Source organism: Mesorhizobium sp. M0701 (genome assembly GCF_040320365.1).
Lineage (GTDB): Bacteria > Pseudomonadota > Alphaproteobacteria > Rhizobiales > Rhizobiaceae > Mesorhizobium.
The window spans coordinates 19,817-37,826 of the sequence record NZ_JAMYPO010000025.1 but is presented as its reverse complement, the minus strand read 5'-3'; the positions used below and the strand labels follow the sequence as shown (position 1 = coordinate 37,826).

Genomic DNA, 18,010 nt, shown 5'->3' with positions numbered 1-18,010 from the left:
GGCTTAATGGCGTACTGCGGGTTATAGTGGGGTACGCCGGTTCACGCAATCGGTGCTGCCCATGTGCTGCCCCGAGAGATACCCGTGCTTTCCAAGACCAAGCTGACCGACGCCGTTGTTGCCCGCGCCACGCTGCCGCCTGGGAAATCGGAGGCTGTCATTTGGGACACCGAAGTCACCGGGTTCGGCCTGCGGCTCCGTGGTGGCGCCCGCACCTACATCGTCGCATATCGGCCAGCCGGACAGGGCAGGGCCGCCAACACCAAACGCATCAGGCTCGGCACGCCCGAAACCATTCGGACGGCTGCGGATGCCCGGAAGCTTGCGTTTGCGACGTTGGGCAAGGTGGCAGCGGGCGGCGATCCCGCAAAGGACCGTGCAGAGGAAAAGCGCCGCGACAAAGCGCGGGTGTCGACGCTGCTCGATCGCTATGAGGCCGATTTGAAGCGGCGCAACTATGTCGCCCACAAGATGGTCATGAGCCTCCTGCGGCGCCGGCTTAAGAAGCACGCCGACAAGGACATCGCGGAGCTTAAGGGCACGGATTTCGCTGCAGTCATTGAGGCGCTGGAGCGCGCCGGCATGCAGGGCGCAGCCGACGAATTCCGCTCGAGGTGCCGGGCGTTCCTAGCCTTTTGCCAGGTGAAGGCGAAGGTGATCGATACCAACCCGCTCTACGGCTACCGCCGGCAGCGAGCCACCCGATCTGACCGCCTAGCAACGAAGCAGCATGGCCGGGCTCTGCCAGACGACGAACTGGTGAAGGTTTGGAACGCGGCGAAGCCCGAAACGGTGTTCGGGCGCTTCGTTCGTTTCCTGATCCTCACGGGGTGTCGCCGCGGCGAGGGCGCGGGGCTCGAGCGAAAAATGGTCGACCGGACGGATCCAAAAGACGCCGCCATCAATCTGCCCGCGATATTCGTCAAGCAAGGGCGTGGGCACTCCATCGGCGTGGCGAAGCAGTTAGACGCTCTGTTTGCCCTCTGCCCGGTCGACGCGCGGTCCGACCTGATGTTCCCATCTATGCGCACGGGCGGGGCAATGAGCGGTTGGAACAAGATGACGGCGGCTCTCGTGAAGGATAGCGGTGTCGACTTCAGCTTCCACGATCTGCGCCGGACATTCCGCACCGGTCTGAGCCGCCTTGGGATCGACACGGAGACTGCCGAATTGGCGCTAGGTCATGCGCGGGAAAACCTGATCGAAATTTACGACAGGGACAACGGTGCGGAGCGGGTTCGCACGGCGTTCGAAGCATGGTCGAATCATGTCGATCGCGTCGTGAGGGCAGCACAAGCAGCAACCGGAGCATTTGGTTGATGGTCAGCTTTGGTGACGCCGTTCGAAACAAGAAGCTGGTAGATCAGCCCCCGACCGACGGCTTCGACATGCTGGTTGCGCTGGCCGCGCGCTACGAAGTCGATCCGGCCGACCTTTTAGAACGCCTTTCCGGATCGGACGTGCTGGCCAAAATCTGCCGGGATGTGCTCGGCCTTCCTGGCGCGGAGAAACGTCGCGGGCGCTCGCGGGACGAGGGCACGAACTGGCGGCTGTTCCGCTTCGTGGTCGAGTATCGTCTTCGGCACAATGCAGGTCTGAATGAGGCGATTCGCGAATGGGTAGCGGCCAATGGCGGCGACAACGAAAAAGGATCTGCCGAAGGCACCTGGCTAAAGCGCTACAAGAGACAGGCGAAACGATGGAGTGGCATCAGCACACTTCAGATGTTGTACATGGAGCGGCCGCCAGAGGGGACATAATTCAACGGGATTTGTGTCTCTGCTACTGAGGGTTCCCGTTGGCTACCGTTGATCAATCAACAAACGATCAACTGGACCGCCTCCATGCCATCTCCATCACCAAGCACTCCCAATCTCGCCGTCTTGCCGCCGGATGCCTTGCTGACCCGCAAACAGATGTCGGCTCTGTCAGGTTTCACGGAACAGGCATTTAAGAAGTGGGCCCGCGAACGTCGCGGCCCCCACATCACCGTAATTGAAGGCCGCCCGCGCTATCGCGTTGCCGATGCACGTGCCTGGCTCGGCGCCAGCCAATGAGCTTGCTGCAACGTGCGCTCACGGACCTTGATCGCGGCCCCGATGACATCGTTGAACTATTCGGACCCGAGAGGGTGCGTGATATCGCGATTGCCATGCTTCGCGGTTGCGGATGCAAACTCGACGGCTCTACAGTCGACGTCGAGCGCCTACTCGGATACGCAACGAAAGTCGATGTCCAGCCCTGGCTGCGGGAGTGGCGGAAGTCCTTTGAGCCGGCTAAATCCGGCCGCCCAACGACCAATCTGTTTGAGATCATGCTCTACACGGCCGCGCTCTACCGCTTCAGGGGCAAGGTCAAGAATCCGGCTGCAGCCGCAGCGAAGTGGCTTGGCCATCCCGCGACCAAAGACAAGGTCGAGAAGCGCGACAAGGCTTTCCGCCGTATCTTTGGGCGGGTCTACGAGCATATCGGCGTACCGCGTGCCATCGGCCTGGAGCGGTCCGCTGAACTCTTGGTCGACGTGACCCTCGACCTTGAGAAGCTGGACGCCAAGATGGCCGAAGAGCGAGCCGCTGGGTTTCGCGCCAAAAAGGGCACCCGACACGCGTCTTTTTCGGCGCAACTATCGCCGGCAAGTTGATCGCCCTCAACAAGGAAGGCGACCATCATGCAGATCCAAAAAACCGAATATGTGCCCTGGCGCGATCGCGCTTTCGTCTCGATCGTGGAAGCCGGCGAGATCGTCGCACGATCTTCCGATTGGGTTCGAAACCGTGTTGCTGAAGGGCGGCTCCACGGCTGCCGCGTGACAGCAGGCGGGCCGCTTGTAGTGACGGTGCGAAGCCTCGTCGTTCTCGTTGACACTGCCTTGCTAGCGGCACCGGCAGCCCGCGGACCTCGCCTCTATCTCGCTGTCGACAACACCCTAGAAATGTAAAGGCCGGCCCCGCGCCAACGGGAACCGGCCAAGAAGGTATCAGCCCCGTGAACATAGCCCAAAAGCCGCCTTCCGCGCAACCGAGTGTCTTCGGCGATATCCTGAAGGCGCACGCCCCAGAACGGCAGCAAGACAAAATTCGTGAGTTGTTTCCGGCTGCTCTCGCTCCCATTGAGCAGAAGGAAATCTCGTTCTCGGTCTTGGAGAGCAGCGGTGCGCTGGCGAAAACGTTCAGCGTCGATCCCGCGACTGGGAAACCTGTCAGTTCGCGCAGCCCCGGCGTGACAACCGGGATCGCCCGCCGCATAACGCTCGCCGGCAGCGCGCCAGAGATCGCCGCTGCATTTGCGAAGCAGTTGACGACGCTTAGCCCTCGCGAAGCCCTCGTCTTAGTTCCACCGCCGGCGGGAGCGGAAACCGCGCAGATCGTCACCGCGGCGATGCTGGACGCCCGGTCAGATGCGATCTCGCGAAGCAAGAGCTTCTTCGTGCACCAGGACGGTCCGGCCGTGCTCGGTCTAGACTTCGATGTGAAGGACTGGCCCGCCACGATCAGGGACCGTGTGGCCACAACGCCAGGTCAAATTACCGGCGTTCTCGCGTCGGTGTTTCCCGAGTTCGGAGCAGTCTGCACTGTTCTTCGGCCTTCATCATCGACGGGGGTCATCAACTCACAGAATGGTCAGACGACCGGCGCCAACAGCGGCCAGCATCGCTACATCGTCGTTACCGACGGTTCCGACATCGCGCCTTTTGCGGACAGGCTCTTTGCCCGACTGGTGCTTGCCGGATTTGGCTTTCCCTTCATCACCAAGAATGGCGCTGTGTCGGTCCGCACGCTTATCGACAAGGTGGCGACGAAAGGACCGGAGCGGCTATGGTATGAGGCAGACGCCCTGCTCGACGATGTGCGGCTTGCCTATCAGCCAGGCGCTCGCGAGCCCCGCTTAATCAATCCCAACGGAAGTTTCTTGGACACTCGAAAATTCGCGGCGCTCTCCCCGGAAGAAGACGCGGAGTTTGCTCGGCGGGTCGACGAGATCAAGCGATATTGCGCGTCAGAGGCTCAGGCAATTGCCGGCCGCTATCGCGCCGACGAGGTTGAGAGGTACGTTGACGCAGGTCAGACGCGCGTCACCGCAGAGAGAATCGTTTCGGCCGCGTTGGAACGGTCGGACCTGATAGGTTGCTTTCAGATCAATCTTGACGAGGGGCGGCGTGTCACGGTCGCCGACATTCTGGCAGATCCTGAGCAGTTCCACCGCAAGACCTGTGCGGACCCGATCGAGCCCGAGTACGGCGGCGGCCGGAACAAGGCGATCATTTATACCGACGGTGCCTACCCCCACATTGCCAGCCAGGCGCACGGTGGCGCGGATTATCGATTGGTGCCGGACTTCGCCGCGCTCTACTTCGAAAAGCCCGCTCGAGGCGGGCTGAGCGTCGTCACAGGATTGGTCGATCCCAAGGCCCTACCGGTGCGCGCTTTCCTGGTTGAGCCGCGATTGCCGATCGGCGACGTGACGCAGTGCGTGGGCGAACCAGGCATCAGCAAATCAACCTTCGCTATTCGGGACGCGGTGATCGTGGCGACAGGCAAGCGTGATGTTCTTCGCGGCGCCAACGGCGAAAGCCACGAGTTGCTGCACAAGGCTGGCGCCGTCCTGGTCTACAATGCCGAAGACCGACTGAGCGAGATGGAGCGCCGTCTGGCGGCTTGCCAGCAATATCTGCGCTTGAAGCCCGAAGACATGAAGCACCCAATTATCCTGTGGTCTGGTGTTGATGGCGAAACGCTGACGATCATGCACAAGCCGCATGATCACAAGCCGCTATGCCGCGCGCCAGGTGCGGATCTGTTGGAGGCGAGAATTGTCGAGCACAAGCCGCTTCTTGTGGTTCTCGACCCGCAGGTGAGCCTGATGTCGGGCGGCACCGAAAACAGCAATGACGACGTCAACGCGCTTTTGCAGGAGATCGCCAACATAGCCGCCAAGCACGGCTGCTGCATTGAGATACTGCACCATACGAGCAAGGCCAGCCGCGATCACCGGGGCGACATGGGTGCCGGCCGTGGCGCCTTTGCTGCCGTCGGCAAGGTGCGCAGTGCCTTCACGCTGACGAATGTCACCGGCGAGGACGACGAGAAGGTTTGGGGCGTGTCGTCCGCCGATCAGCTGATCCGGCTCGACTACGCCAAGGTGTCTCACAATCGGAAGCCAACAGAGCCAACTGTGTTTCGCCGGTTGAGCATGCCCGTGAACAATGGATCGGGTATTTCCAGCGGTGCAGCGGCGGAGCTCTTTCAAGACGACCCGGCCGAACGCCTGAAGGCCGAAGGCGACTTTGCCCCGGTATTGGAATTGGTCGACGTGAAGAGTCGCGTTGGCGCGGTACGCGACGTTTCCGACGACGAAGCGATGAATGTCGCCCGAATAGTTGACTCGGTGATGGCTGGTTTCGACGAGTGCAATCTTTCCGGCATCTGGGCGACGGTTGGCGAACATCTTCGGCGGGAGGGCCTGATCAAGGCCAAACAGCGGCCGGCTATTATGGGGTACGTGACCGCAATCATTACGGGAGCCGGGCGCGTAATCCAGCGCGGTGGACAAGATGTCCGACTTCGCGTGTTCAAAAAGAAGGATGGCGATACAGCCCCATGGTTTGTGCGCCGTGAGCCCGTCGAGGCGGGTGCGCGATGAAGATGCTTGTCGGTCCTTATCGCCAGCTTATAGGCGACAAGCAAAACAAGCAGCGAAATCAAAGCCTTAACGTATATGTCGCCAGCTTATCGGCGCTTGTTTTCTGGAAACAAGAAATAAGACGCCGAAAAACCCAACGATTTCAATGCTTGTTTGCTTGTCGGTGCTTGTCGCTACTACGTAGGGGGTTGTCGGACCGACAAGCCCGACCCCCGTACGGTAGACGGTCGGTTCTCGGAATACCTCATGAACGCTTCATAGGAATCCAGCCATGAAGAGAAAGCGGCCACAGAAGGCGCCGACAGCGTGGCAGTCGTCCGCGCAGTGGCGGGCGATCGGGTCGGCGGCCATCCGCGGATGGAACGCCGGACGTTCCAATCTTCCGAAATGCAATGCCGCTCGGAAGAGCGACCGTCAGCCGTGCCAGCAAGTTGCGATGGAAAACGGCAAGTGCTTCATCCACGGCGGCCGGACGCCGCGCGGCGAGCACTGGCATCGAACGCAGTGGCCCGACGGGAAATCGCCAGATGCCGAAAAGAAGCTCCGGCGTAAGCTGGCCGAAGGTGCACGGGCAGCGAAGAAGCGCGACGCTCGTCTAGCTGCAATGTCGCCCGAGGAACGCAAGCGGCATGAAGCCTGGCAAGATGCCCGCAAACCCGGCAGCGCAGCGGCGCGCCAGCGCACGCGGAGTGAACGGATGCAGGCTGCAGAGGTGCGCGCCATGTTGTCAGCGCCCCGGGCGGCGCCGACCGGCGAAGCGTCCGAACTTGAAGGCCAGATAGCGGCGCTGCGTGCCGAGCTCGAGGCGCGCCGCCTAGATCAACAAAAACCGACGGGAGCATTCGCATGAGCGAGTTCGACGACGATGAATTCGATGATGACGAGCAGCGGCGCCGCGCCGACATCATCAGGCGCGCTCGCGTTGAGGGCATAGAAGCCGCTTTCGAATCTGCTCTGATCGTCTGCCGTGACCTAAAGGCGCCGGCGCAGGCGCGCGCCAGCGCGCAACGAACGTTGCTTCAGATCGGCGGCATGCTCGACCGAGCGGATCGGAACGCCAGCGTTGCAAAAGACCCGGCAGAGATGGACGGCGCAGAATTGCAGAAAGCTGCCCAGGAGGCGATGCGTAAGCAGCGCCGCGCAAAGGCCGCTTCGTCAAAGCCGACTGGCGGCGCTTTCGATTAGTTCGGTTCCTACGCTGCCACGCTCCAATCGCGTAGGTAGGTTTTGATCGACGTTTCCATCAGAGATGCAGGCAGGATCATCGCAAAGATGTGGAGCGCGGACGGGCTCGGCGGGTTCAAGCGATGATCAATCCTTGCGTCCCAAATCCGCGCGAGATCCATTCCCGGCGTGTCCGAAAATTGGGATCTGAACTCTCTCGCCAGCCCACGATAGCGCGCAAGCTGGTCCGCAGAAAACACTAGCTGCACCAGCATCATCGGCACGGCCGCTTCAGGGACTTGGGACGGGCGGAGCAAGTCCCATTGAGCCGTTCCGGGTTTATGCATCACGAGACGTGATAACTCAGGCATTTTGGTACTCCCCACGCTTACAAACAACGTTGAGGCCCGCTGCGAGAAGCAGCGAGCCTTTGGGCCTTTTCTGAAGGGTGCTGGACTAGCTCGCAGCATTGGCCATGCGCTGTGTTGCTGCCTTCTCAGCGCGGCACCGCTGGATGAATTTGTCCCATGCGAAAAACCACTGGTCTTCCAACCCCGCGGCGGCGCTTGCCTCCACCACCATGGTGATTTTCATCATGCCCGAGAAGTCGGGGTGTTGCTCCGCAAAGCACTCCCAATCGCAGTCATGCTGTACAGGTGCCGGTGTTTCGCGGAGGGTCCGGCGGGTGGCGAAATCAATGATCTTCGACATCGGTTGCTTTCCTTCTGCCGTTTTCAGCGGCGACTAGAGGATTCCGGGATTGAAAAGATCGAAAGCATGATCCTCGCTGATTTTAGAGTTTCCTCTTGGACATCGCAGCGAACCCCGGAAATGTGAAATCTTCGATTGCTTTCTAGCTATTCAGACTAGGCTCATGACGAGCCGTATACCGATGTCCGTCAAGAACTATTTTGTGTTGATTTTGTTGACCGTTCTTGATTGTGCCATACGATGCAATCGACACTTACAAAGTGCTGATTTCAACGCACTATTCCTGATCGGCAGTGGCTAAATGTTGATCGTGGTGCTAGGTCGTTGATTGCAGTTGTTGATCGGGGGATACCTTGGCCGTCACGGAACCGACTTTTTACGTGCCGATAGGGCTCTGCGTCGCGTATGTGGCGTGGCGATTCTTCGCGCCGTCGTTCTTCATGAAGCGCGAGCTCGCGCGCTACGCTCGGATGGATGCGCGGCGCGAATACGAGCGCGGCCGGCTGGCTGAGGCGCTGGCGCCACTCGAGGCAAAGGTCGCCTCCGGCGAGATCGAAGCGGCGATCGAGCGCTATCTGGACGGGCGCTAAGCGTCCATTTTAGGCCGAAAACAGGGTGCCGCTTGCAAGTCGCTACCATGCGGACCAGCTAAGCCGCTGAGATCATTAGCCCGCGAACAGTATCAATAATGCAGTGGACACGCTTTTGCCGCCCCCTTGGGGCGGAGAAAGCAGCGCCCGGCTAAGCCCTAACTATTATGCGGGAGCGAAGGGACGCGCGCGGAGCCCGCAGCGCTGGCGGGCTAGACCCTGGCCGACATGAAGCCGCCGACCCGGTACCCACCCCGCGGCACACTCGCAATCGTGCGGCCGAAACCCCGGCGAACGCGCGTTGGAATTTGCGGCCGTTTCAAACTTTGGACCGCAAAACCCCGCCGAAAGTCGCCCGAAATATCAGATTTTTCCGCGCCGCCGCGCGCCGTACCGTCAGCAACGACGAACTGGATCCGCGCCATGCCGACCGAATTCCTGATGCCCCTCGCCGATGAGCACTACGACGTCGATCCGCCGACGCAGGCGGAAATCGACTTTGACGGTGAGATCGATCGCTTCATCTTTGCTTTTTGGAAGGTCACGCTGTCGCACATCGACGTCACCTTCGAACTGCCGCTGGCCTTGGGCTCGCTTCGCAAGTTCCGGCCTGCGTTCCAACTTGACGGTGAGCGGCGGGACAAGCTGATCAGGTCAATTGCCGACGCCGCGGTCGCCGTAGTTCAAAAACTGCCAGCCTACAGTCCGCCCATGGTCGTGATCTGCCTGAGTGCCGCGACGATCATCGTGCGGCATTGGGCCCAAGACGAGCAGGAGAGGGCTGCACATCACCCTCACCGCCTCGTAGACGCCAGGATGTACGTGCGGATGCTCGAGCGCGATCTGCGCAACATCTCTGACTTTACATGGCTGCAGCAGCGCAAGGCGCAGCGCCAGCAGGAAGTCGTCCGTTCGATGCTGACGCTGCCAGACACCCTCGCGGCCGAACAGGTGGCCGCATGATGCTGGTTTCCCGTCGAGCACCGGTGTATATTCGCATCGCCGGAACACACGCGGACCTCGGGCAGCCGCTCCGCCACGGGCTCGCCCGCAAGTTCAACCGAACACATCCAGATCGCGTCTTCCGCAGAGCATTGCTCGCACGCGCCGATGGTTCGATTTGACGGAGTGTCCCCGTGGCCGGTCCTTGGGAAAAATATCAAACGACGCCTGCCGTGCCGCCTGGCTTCCGCATCATATCGCAGCCCGCGCAAAACAAGCCGCGATTCCCAGGTGTCCCTGCAGAAGATCCATGGGCCGCTTTTCCTGACGCCCCGGCACTCAGCCAGCCGCCCGCGAGCCCGATAGGCCCTTTTCCCGGCCTGATGGAGCGGGGCAACATCGACCTGAACGCGCGCCCGATCGTCAAAAATGAAGATGGTTCCTACAGCACCGTGCGGTCGATGTCGTTTGAGAACAACGGCGGCCAGGAAGTGCTTGTGCCGACCGTCTCACCAGACGGCAAGATCATGGATGATCAGGCCGCCATGGAACTCTACGGCAAGACCGGGCAGAACCTTGGCAAGTTTGACAACCCGGCCCATGCCGACATTTACGCCGAAGCGCTCCACAAGGCGCAGGACCAGCACTATGGCGCAGCAGCGCAGTCGACTGCGGCACCGGCGATCCCGCCAGGCTTCAAAGTAGTGCAGCCAGCCATCATGTCAGCTAAGGGCGACCGAGTAGGGAAGGGTTCGTTTGGGGCGCCATCCGCCCCGGCGAATGGACCTTGGACGAAATATCAGGCCGCTGCCGCCCAATCTCCGAATGTCTTCGATCAATTCGATCAGCCGGTGGAGAATGGTCCTTGGGCCGGTTTTCCCGACGCAAGCCCGATCGAAGTCAACGCGCCTGATGGGACGACCGTAAGGTTCCCTGCGGGAACGTCCGATGATGTGATGACCAAAGCTATGCGAGAGACGTTCGGTGGTCCGGCCGCACCGGCACTGCCGCCGGGCTTCAAAGTCGTGCCGCCCGCTGGCGGCAACAACATCGAAAGCCTGATTCGCGGCACGGAACAGGCGCCCGCCGACCAGCCGTCAGCCGCGAAAGACTTCGTCTACTCGCTCGGGGCCGGCGTGCCGCGCGGCGCTGTCGAAATGGGCATGCTGCCGGTCACGGCGGCCCGTGCCGTCAAGGAAGGCGGTCAGTGGCTGCAGGGCAAGGTCGAAGACCCGATCCGTTCCGTGTTCGGCTACGACCCCGTCACGCCAGAGGAAAAGGCGCAGCGCGAGGCCGACGACAAGGATTCCTATCTCGGCGGCTTTCTCAATCGCATGTTCGAAGGCCAAGACGCCATCCGCGGCAAGATGGATGAAACGCTGTATGAGCCGCGCACCCGCGCCGGCAAGTTCGGCCGCACGATCGGCGAGTTCGTCGCGCCTGGCGGCTTGGCTACTGAGGCCGGCGCAGCGGCAACGACCGGGCGCGAGATTGTCCGCAACGGCGTCGAAAACGCTCTTGGCAACGTCGTGCTGCCGGCTGTCGCTTCGGAAGGCGCCGGCCAGTTGGCGGAAGGCTCGAAATACGAGGGCCTGTCGCGCTTTCTCGGCGCGCTGTTCGGCAACGCAGGGACCGCTTTCGGCCGCTCCTACAACGCGCCTGAGAGTGTCGTGCGGCGCGCAACCAGCGAAATGAGTGACGACGACTGGCGACGTGCGCTCGGGCTTCAAAACAACACGACCGGAGTACGGCTCACCGGGCCGGAGGCCATCGCCCAAGCCACCAATGGCGCAAGCGCGCTGCCAAACATCCTCCGGGTGGTGGAGGGCTCGGTAGATGGGCGCGCGCGCACCGCGCCGTTCCTTGCCCAACGCCCCGCCCAGGTCGACACAGCCGTCGGCAACGTCCTCGACCAGATCGCACCGCCGAGCGCGCAGCCATCCACACTTGGCCCGCGTGCCGCAGAAGTCGCCAGCAATGTGATCGGCAGCACACGGCAAGACATCAACGCACAGACACGCCCGCTCTACGATGCCGCGCAACATGAAACCATTCCGCAGGCACAGTTCGGGCCGATCGCCGCCGATCCCCGATTCGTCGCCGGACTGGCGCGGCTGCGCGGAAATGCCGAGCTAGCCCCGGATTACGCGCATTTGCCTGACAATTCAATCGGCGTCGTTGATGCGGTGACGAAGGATCTGAACGCACGCGGCGAAGCGCTTTCTAGCGTCGCGAACCCACTCTACGGCCCGGAGCTTGCCAGCCGCAGCACAGGCAGCGCTGTAGCCGCTCGCAATGCGGCAACAAACCATTCGCCTGCCTATGCCCAGGCGCTGGCCGAGCAGGAAGCGTTACGCCGCTCGCAGTTGAACCCACTCGAGCAAGGGCCGGTGGGACGCGTCGCAGCCGCAACGGATACGGCGGGAGCAGGAAACGCGATCTTGCCACAGAACCCGCTCACGGGCTCCGCTGGCGAGGCAACGGTAGCTGCCCGGCGCCTGGTGGCAGAAGATCCGGCTACGACGGCCGCTCTCGTGCGTCAGAACTTGGCTGACAGGTTTTCCAAAGCCAACACCGAAACGCAGGAAGGGCTCCGGGATTTCGCCGGCGCCAAGTTCCACAAGGACGTTGCCGGCAACGACGTTCGGCAGGAGGTGCTCAACGCGGTGCTGCGTGAGATCCCTGGCGGGCAAGCGGCTGCATCAATGCCGGAGTTGCTGGACGTGCTTCAGGCCACCGGACGGCGCAAGCAGATCGGGAGCGCCACCGAGTTCAATCGCTCGATGAATGCGGACCTGGGCGGCGCCGCGTCGCCTGTCGGCGTTGCCGTCAGTCTCGTGAAGTCGTTGGGGACTTCGGTGATCAAGGCCGGCGACGTCGCCAAGCGTGCTGCGCTGCGCAGCAATCTCAAGACATTGGCGGATATGTTCATCGATCCGCGATCGGTCGAACTCATTCGAGATGCGAACGGCCGCGGTTTCCGGAGCGGGTTGGGCGAAGCTTTGGCGCGGACCGGCGCCGAGACGGGCGGGACGCTTTTTGACCCCGCGGGTGGTCGCTACTCGGGCTTATGATTCAGTATGTGGCAAATGGGTCCTTTTGAGCCGGAGCCGCAACATCTCCAGCGAACGGATCGCTTCCGGTCCCACCTCCATTCTTCCGCCCGAGATATGCGTCAACTTGGTTTTGGCAGTTGCCCATCTCCAGAAGAGCTGCGTTGGAACCGCGCAAGCTCAAATTCAGGATCTGATTTCCATTAAAAAATACGCGCAGGGAGTGCTTCCGCATCAGTTGGTCAACAAATGCCGTCTGGTTCGTTCCGACGATAAGCGCAGGCATCGAGCCGAAGCGATACCCGGTCGCGGGCGACGGCCAGCCGGGCTCGTTGTCAACCTGTAGGATCAGATCGTAGTCTTTACCGGCTTCTATTGATGTCCAATTTGAGTTTGCTAAAGCCACATAAAGGCCAGCTTTGGAATTCGGCGCCTCGAAGTCAATCCTGAATATCGTATTATCTTCATACAGCGTAGTGATAAAACATTGATACTTAGTAGTCTTATCGACGTAGACCGCCCAAGTACCTACGTTTCTCCATAGGGCCGTCTCCTGATTGGATTCCGACATCGCTTCTGTTGTCGGACCAAGCAGCAGTCCCGCGACACTCAAAGCAACAACGCGAAAGAACATCACCGCCTCCCCTAATCCCATCGGGATGATTGCGCTTTTTGGGAGTTGTGTCGAGGGTTTAGCGGGTCCGATCTACGCCATGGTTAGCAGAAGCGCCGTGTTGGTTGACTCTATGCATTCCGCGGCAAATGAATTATAAACACACCGCCGGAACAGAGCAGAACTCGGGCCTCTGCACCAACCGCTTCGGATCCCACCGGGGCTGACGTCAACGGTCTTCCAATCAGCATCTGATCCTGTGCGCGCCGATGCTATCTGGAAGACGACGTTCTGGTGCATCAAATGGCTGCTCCCGAAAAGCCCGTCATCGATTTCAGCTACCAGTACTACCTGCCCTACGGCACGCAGCTTGACAATGATCTTGCCGAACTCGTCACCAGCATCGACGAGACAATCGACGCTTTGGCCGACGTACGCCGCAGTGACGGCGCGCTGCCGAACGAAAAGGTCACGCTCGACAGCCTTTCCCCTTCCGTCCTGGCGCTGCTGCGCGGCGACGGCCCAACCGGACCCACAGGGGCGACCGGCCCGACTGGTGTCGGGGCCGCCGGCCCTACAGGGCCGACTGGCATCACCGGTGCTACCGGCCCCACGGGCGTTGTCGGAGCGACCGGCGTTGGCGAGACAGGTCCGACCGGCGTCACCGGAGCAACCGGTCCGACAGGTCCAACCGGCGTCGTCGGCGCAACCGGTCCTGCTGGTGGCCCGACCGGCGCGACGGGTGTCGCAGGCCCGACTGGACTTACGGGTGCAACAGGTCCAACTGGCGTTACCGGAGCAACGGGCGTGACCGGCCCCACTGGCCTCAGCGGCCGCGATGCCGGACTGCGCTTTCTGTGGGACACTGGCACGACAGCGGCCGACCCGACGACCGGCAAGCTGCGCATCAATAACGCCACCCTGACATCGGCAACGGCGCTCTACATTTCCGAGAACGACAACGACGGCAACGCCATTGCGACGTCGATCGCGCTTTGGGGTGACAGCACGACCACGGCGACGCGTGGCCTGGTGACGATCCGCAAGATCGGCACGCCTGCGACTTTCCTCCAGGTTCAGATCACGGCCGCGCTGACAGACAGCGGCACTTGGGATCAATTCACAGTGGCCCATGTAGCGTCCGGCGGCACGTTTTCGGACAGCGATCCCGTCGCCGTGTCGTTCGAGCGCACCGGGAACGTCGGGGCGACCGGACCGACTGGCGTTACGGGACCGACCGGCATCACCGGACCGACAGGCATCACCGGTGCAACCGGCGTGACTGGTGCGACGGGGCCAAGCGGCAGCCCTCTGCCTCGGATTGCCAGTACCGCCAGTTCGGCGACGCCTACGCCGGATTCGACCAACACCGATGAATATATTTTGACCGCGCAGGCGGCCGCTGCGGCTTTCGGTGCGCCGACCGGCACGCCAGCTAACGGCCAGAAACTGATCATTCGCGTCAAGGACAACGGCACCGCCCGCGCCTTGACGTGGGATTCCATTTATCGCGCGGGCACCGATGTCGCACTCCCCGCAACGACCGTCCTCAGCAAGACCATGTATCTCGGCTTTATCTACAACACGACTGACACGAAGTGGGACTTGGTCGCCAAGGTGAATAATATCTGATGCCGTACTCCCAGACGATTGCACTCACTTCTGGCACATCCTGGGTTGTCCCTGGGGACTGGAACAGCGCGGATAACCAGATCGTGGTTATCGGTGGCGGTGGCGGTGGCGGTGGCGGTGCGTTCGGCGGCGGCGGCGGCGGCGGCGGCGGTGGCGCCTGCTGCTTCAAGACTAATTATGCCCTGAGCGGGGCCGGCCCCATCTCTTACGCGCTTGGTGACGCCGGTGCGGCGGGTTCGGCGGGTGGAGACACCACGTTTGATGCCAGTGCCTTCATCGCCAAAGGCGGCACGGCTGGCGCCAGCGCGACGACATCGGCAGGCACCGGCGGCACCGCGGCAGCGTCGACGGTTCCCGCCGGCGGTTCGAAATTCAATGGCGGTAACGGCGGTACGGGTGAGTCCGCCGGGTCTAAGCGTGGCGCGGGCGGTGGCGGTGCCGGGGGCACGAATGGAGCCGGTAACACTGGCGTCACCCCGGCTTCAGGCGGCACCGGTGGATCCGGCGATGCGGGATCAGGTGGCGCAGGCGGCACATTTACTAACCCAGGGGGCGCTGGTGGTGCCGGTAGCGAATTCTCCATTACTGCAGGCGGCTCGGCTGGCTCTGGCGGTGGCGGCGGTGGTGCGTCAGGCAATTCAGGCGGCGGCGCTGGCGGGAACTATGGCGCTGGCGGCGGCGGGCGAGGAAATGGTCTAGGCACCAGCGGCGCGGGCACCGGCGGCCTTATCATCATTGAGTATAATCCGGCGGTTTCGACCGACACGTCTGGCATGTTTCTGGTGTTTTAACCGATCGCCACCATTGGCCGTGACGACGGCAACGGTCAGTTCCGTGGGAGCTTGTGAATCTCCAGTCTGACCGGACCGCCTCTGTCGCAGCTTGTGCAGAACAGAGCCCGCTCGACCGTGCTGAACAGCGCATCCTTGCCATAACGCCGGATCAGACCGGCCGGCTTCACCTCGGCATGATGCGAACAGTTTTTGCACCAGGCACGCAGCTTGTGCCATTCGCGCAGATCGCCAAGAGACACATCGAGCCCGGCATGCACGCTGCCTTCCACTATCGCTTGCGGTGGCACCATGGGCTCGCCTGGCGTGATAATTTTCTCCATCACATGTCGGCCGTTGTAGTGGATCAGCAGCATCCCCGGCCGGCGCCGAATGGCGGCTTGCCATGCGGCTTGGCTGACGCTTGAATCCGGCGATCGACAGATGGTTTCGACAAGGGCCTTTTCCTCCCGATCCCAAACCTCGATCCGGAAATTGTCCTCCGCAGTTTTTGCCATAGCTTCGCCGGCCAGCGTCCATTTTGGCGCTTCGCCATCGCTCCTTCCCGCATCAGATTGAAACAGAAATAAGGAACATTTTCCTCTCTGGTCAAGGCGCTCTTGACAATTTTGTTCTCATTCCGTTCACTGTGTCCAAAGATCGCAAGAGAAGCCCGGCGTGCCGCACCTAAACCCGTCCCGATGAGCGATGAACCTATCCGCCTGCCGGATGCAATAGAGCCCGTCACGCGGCCTGGCGTTCAGCACCATAGGTGCGAGCATCCCGGCTGTGGCAAGGATGCAGGATGGGGCTTCGCGAAGCCGCGGCAGCCATCGCACTGGTTCTGCTTTGAACACCGTTCTGATGGCGAAGCATATCTCTAGGAGCGGGGGAAAGGATGATCAGAGCGCCGAAACGACAGGATGAGTATGTCGACCGGGAGATCGACTGCCAGGAGGCGATGGAACCGGGCTTTCAGGTGATCGTCGATTGCATGCTGGAGGCCGGCTGGACGCGCGGGGAGATCATGCGGTCGCTTCGGCGGCTGGTCGCGGCGGACAACATGACGCAGAAGGAAAACGCCAAGGTCGAGGCGCAGCTCGCCATCGCTCGGGCCATGATGCGTGCCGGCCGGCCTTGACGATCGCAGGACGGGCGCCAGTATCCTGGCGATGGATGAGAACTACATCTACGGGGAAAGAACTGGCCTGCAGCTCGTTCGCATGGCGATCGAACTCACCTGTCCAGCCGGCGTTCTGCCGAGCGAGGAGGCAGTGAACCTGCTCTATGGACCGCTGCCGGTGCATGAGGGCGAGGCGCTGGCAAAGGCGATTATTGAGACGGTTGAGAGGCTGACGCGCGAGTAGGCTGCTATGCCACCCACGCGTTATGCACGCTCTAGTCGTCGGGGCGCCTGAGAACTCTGAAATCGCCCGAACGTGCGCTTGGCTCTGCATCATAATCCTTTGCCATGAGCCCGCGTTGAAGCAACGCCCGTACTGCCTCAGCACGGTTCGGCAGTCTGTTCTCAAACCGCCAAGCATCCAGGACAGCGAGTTCCTCGGCATTGAGCATGAACTGCAGACGATATGTTCGCTTGAGGGCATCCATTTTTTCAGCTCTCTCAACGTCGGCAAACAGTTTCTGGGTCAGTTCGCTCACCGAGATGACGTCTGTGCCGACGGTATCCGGCAGGTGTTCTGCCATCCATTTGTCGAGGAAGTTTATCCCGCGTGTGCTCATATCGCCACAAGCTGGGAGATGGCGTTAAGTTCCTGCGACATCTCAACTATCCTCCTCGCCGAAGCCAAGCAGCGAGGCATGGCGTATATACTTATGTTCACCACGAAGATGCTTGATCCGCAGCTTCACGCCTGGCCCAACCCACTGCGTTGCCGGTCGCTTCTTGACGCCCTGCGGAGGTTGGCCGGCATGTTCCTTGACCCGCTTCCACAGCCGTTCCTTCATGTCGCGGCCCAGACTGATGAACGCCGAACCGACATACTTCCCGGTGCCTGGCTCGGCCAGTAAGGCGAATGCCGCCTTGCCCGGCTCACGCTCGACGCCCAGCAGTTCGTACTCCTGGACCGTGAAGCTCTTCGTCTTCAGCCAATTCGACGTCGGGCCACTCCGATATGGGCTGTCGGCGCGCTTGGAGACGATCCCTTCAAGCCCAGCCTGGTCAGCGAGGTAGAAAATCGACTTGGCATCACCGGGTAGAGCCTCGCTGAACTGGATGCGGCTGTTCGGCTTGATGATGCCAAATAGAATTTCCCGGCGCGCCTTGCATCCGATGTCGCGCAGATCGTGGCCGTCAAGATGCATGATGTCGAAGGCGCCGAGGATCGTGGCGTAGGGATCGCTGTGGACGGCTTTCTGTAGTGCGTCGAAATCGGGCAGGCCATTCACGCCCGTGACGACCGCCTCGCCCTCAAAGATCGCGCTCTTGACGTCGAGATCCCGCGCCGCCTCGATGATGCCGGTGTATTTCCGCGTCCAATCCGCTCCGCTGCTGCTGAAGGCGCGAATATCGTCAGGGCTGCTTATGACGATCTGGGTGCGGTAGCCGTCGAGCTTGATCTCGTGAATCCAGTGTTCACCCTCGGGCGGCTTTGCGACCAGCTTCGGGATCATCGGACGGATAAACGCCAGCCTCGCCCCGCTCATACAAGCTCCACGCCACACCGACCCGATTCAATAAACTTTGAACGTTTCGGTTCCGCGAAGCTCAAAGCCCGCGTCTCTGGAGGGAGGAGACGCGGGCAGATCGGATGCCATTACCGATCTTGCAGCAATATCGTGTTAGGGGAAGGATTTGCTGCGCGCACCGAACCTTCCCCGCGCGCCCGTGTTCCAACTGACCGCAAAAAATCCCGCCGCACTGCCAGAACGGCG

Annotated in this window: 21 protein-coding genes; 15 read left to right on the top strand and 6 right to left on the bottom strand. The window is 61.5% G+C overall.

Features of this window, described 5'->3' with window-relative positions:
- Positions 1-63 precede the first annotated feature (63 nt).
- The 8 genes from NKI24_RS22095 (at position 64) to NKI24_RS22060 (ending at position 6,825) form a co-directional block, all read left to right on the top strand.
- The gene (locus tag NKI24_RS22095; protein WP_352748275.1) at positions 64-1,320 is read left to right on the top strand and encodes a tyrosine-type recombinase/integrase; all 1,257 of its coding nucleotides are present in this window, start codon (positions 64-66) and stop codon (positions 1,318-1,320) included.
- A complete protein-coding gene (locus NKI24_RS22090; RefSeq protein ID WP_352748274.1) occupies positions 1,317-1,760 on the top strand; it encodes a hypothetical protein in 444 nt (147 codons plus the stop codon). The genes NKI24_RS22095 and NKI24_RS22090 overlap by 4 nt, the downstream gene beginning before the upstream one ends.
- A gap of 48 nt (positions 1,761-1,808) precedes the next feature.
- Entirely contained in the window at positions 1,809-2,057 is a 249-nt protein-coding gene (locus NKI24_RS22085; RefSeq protein ID WP_352748271.1) for a hypothetical protein, read from the top strand.
- 2 nt (positions 2,058-2,059) lie between these two features.
- The gene (locus tag NKI24_RS22080) at positions 2,060-2,641 is read left to right on the top strand and encodes a hypothetical protein (protein ID WP_352748270.1); all 582 of its coding nucleotides are present in this window, start codon (positions 2,060-2,062) and stop codon (positions 2,639-2,641) included.
- 27 nt (positions 2,642-2,668) lie between these two features.
- A complete protein-coding gene (locus tag NKI24_RS22075) occupies positions 2,669-2,938 on the top strand; it encodes a hypothetical protein (RefSeq protein WP_352748267.1) in 270 nt (89 codons plus the stop codon).
- Between the two features lie 47 nt (positions 2,939-2,985).
- A complete protein-coding gene (locus tag NKI24_RS22070) occupies positions 2,986-5,640 on the top strand; it encodes an AAA family ATPase (RefSeq protein WP_352748265.1) in 2,655 nt (884 codons plus the stop codon).
- Between the two features lie 436 nt (positions 5,641-6,076).
- Positions 6,077-6,490 (top strand): hypothetical protein, encoded by a 414-nt coding sequence (locus NKI24_RS22065; protein WP_352748262.1) that lies wholly within the window; start codon positions 6,077-6,079, stop codon positions 6,488-6,490.
- On the top strand, positions 6,487-6,825 hold the full coding sequence (locus tag NKI24_RS22060; RefSeq protein ID WP_352610697.1) for a hypothetical protein: 339 nt from the start codon (positions 6,487-6,489) through the stop codon (positions 6,823-6,825). Before NKI24_RS22065 ends, NKI24_RS22060 begins: the two co-directional genes overlap by 4 nt.
- 8 nt (positions 6,826-6,833) lie before the next feature.
- On the opposite strand, the gene NKI24_RS22055 is transcribed toward NKI24_RS22060, so the two are convergent.
- Both NKI24_RS22055 and NKI24_RS22050 read right to left on the bottom strand, forming a co-directional pair.
- Positions 6,834-7,175, bottom strand: a complete 342-nt coding sequence (locus NKI24_RS22055; protein ID WP_352748260.1) for a hypothetical protein — start codon at positions 7,173-7,175, stop codon at positions 6,834-6,836.
- Positions 7,176-7,260: 85 nt separating this feature from the next.
- Positions 7,261-7,515: a hypothetical protein gene (locus tag NKI24_RS22050; protein WP_352748258.1), complete on the bottom strand. Its 255-nt coding sequence runs from the start codon at positions 7,513-7,515 to the stop codon at positions 7,261-7,263.
- A 353-nt stretch (positions 7,516-7,868) separates the two neighbouring features.
- Between NKI24_RS22050 and NKI24_RS22045 the strand changes: the two genes are divergently transcribed.
- From NKI24_RS22045 to NKI24_RS22035, 3 genes are all read left to right on the top strand, one after another.
- Positions 7,869-8,105 carry a hypothetical protein gene (locus tag NKI24_RS22045; RefSeq protein WP_352748256.1) on the top strand — a complete coding sequence of 79 codons (237 nt, stop codon included), beginning with the start codon at positions 7,869-7,871 and terminating at the stop codon, positions 8,103-8,105.
- A 423-nt stretch (positions 8,106-8,528) separates the two neighbouring features.
- Positions 8,529-9,068 (top strand): hypothetical protein, encoded by a 540-nt coding sequence (locus NKI24_RS22040; protein WP_352748255.1) that lies wholly within the window; start codon positions 8,529-8,531, stop codon positions 9,066-9,068.
- Positions 9,069-9,508: 440 nt separating this feature from the next.
- Positions 9,509-12,121 carry a hypothetical protein gene (locus NKI24_RS22035; protein ID WP_352748253.1) on the top strand — a complete coding sequence of 871 codons (2,613 nt, stop codon included), beginning with the start codon at positions 9,509-9,511 and terminating at the stop codon, positions 12,119-12,121.
- Between the two features lies 1 nt (position 12,122).
- Here the strand turns inward: NKI24_RS22035 and NKI24_RS22030 are convergent, their stop codons facing one another.
- The gene (locus NKI24_RS22030; RefSeq protein ID WP_352748250.1) at positions 12,123-12,734 is read right to left on the bottom strand and encodes a DUF1176 domain-containing protein; all 612 of its coding nucleotides are present in this window, start codon (positions 12,732-12,734) and stop codon (positions 12,123-12,125) included.
- A gap of 282 nt (positions 12,735-13,016) precedes the next feature.
- On the opposite strand from NKI24_RS22030, the gene NKI24_RS22025 reads away from it, so the two are divergent.
- Together NKI24_RS22025 and NKI24_RS35985 are read left to right on the top strand one after the other, a co-directional pair.
- A complete protein-coding gene (locus NKI24_RS22025; RefSeq protein ID WP_352748247.1) occupies positions 13,017-14,345 on the top strand; it encodes a hypothetical protein in 1,329 nt (442 codons plus the stop codon).
- A 396-nt stretch (positions 14,346-14,741) separates the two neighbouring features.
- The gene (locus NKI24_RS35985) at positions 14,742-15,044 is read left to right on the top strand and encodes a hypothetical protein (RefSeq protein ID WP_502901483.1); all 303 of its coding nucleotides are present in this window, start codon (positions 14,742-14,744) and stop codon (positions 15,042-15,044) included.
- A gap of 127 nt (positions 15,045-15,171) precedes the next feature.
- Here NKI24_RS35985 and NKI24_RS22015 read toward each other — a convergent pair whose 3' ends face one another.
- The gene (locus NKI24_RS22015; protein WP_352748242.1) at positions 15,172-15,492 is read right to left on the bottom strand and encodes a hypothetical protein; all 321 of its coding nucleotides are present in this window, start codon (positions 15,490-15,492) and stop codon (positions 15,172-15,174) included.
- A 521-nt stretch (positions 15,493-16,013) separates the two neighbouring features.
- On the opposite strand from NKI24_RS22015, the gene NKI24_RS22010 reads away from it, so the two are divergent.
- Positions 16,014-16,256: a hypothetical protein gene (locus tag NKI24_RS22010; protein ID WP_352748240.1), complete on the top strand. Its 243-nt coding sequence runs from the start codon at positions 16,014-16,016 to the stop codon at positions 16,254-16,256.
- Positions 16,240-16,482, top strand: coding sequence for a hypothetical protein (locus NKI24_RS22005; protein ID WP_502901482.1), 243 nt, complete (start codon positions 16,240-16,242; stop codon positions 16,480-16,482). Before NKI24_RS22010 ends, NKI24_RS22005 begins: the two co-directional genes overlap by 17 nt.
- A 31-nt stretch (positions 16,483-16,513) precedes the next feature.
- Here NKI24_RS22005 and NKI24_RS22000 read toward each other — a convergent pair whose 3' ends face one another.
- Together NKI24_RS22000 and NKI24_RS21995 are read right to left on the bottom strand one after the other, a co-directional pair.
- Positions 16,514-16,822, bottom strand: a complete 309-nt coding sequence (locus NKI24_RS22000; RefSeq protein ID WP_352748238.1) for a hypothetical protein — start codon at positions 16,820-16,822, stop codon at positions 16,514-16,516.
- 78 nt (positions 16,823-16,900) lie between these two features.
- On the bottom strand, positions 16,901-17,782 hold the full coding sequence (locus tag NKI24_RS21995) for an ATP-dependent DNA ligase (RefSeq protein ID WP_352748235.1): 882 nt from the start codon (positions 17,780-17,782) through the stop codon (positions 16,901-16,903).
- Between the last annotated feature and the right edge of the window lie 228 nt (positions 17,783-18,010).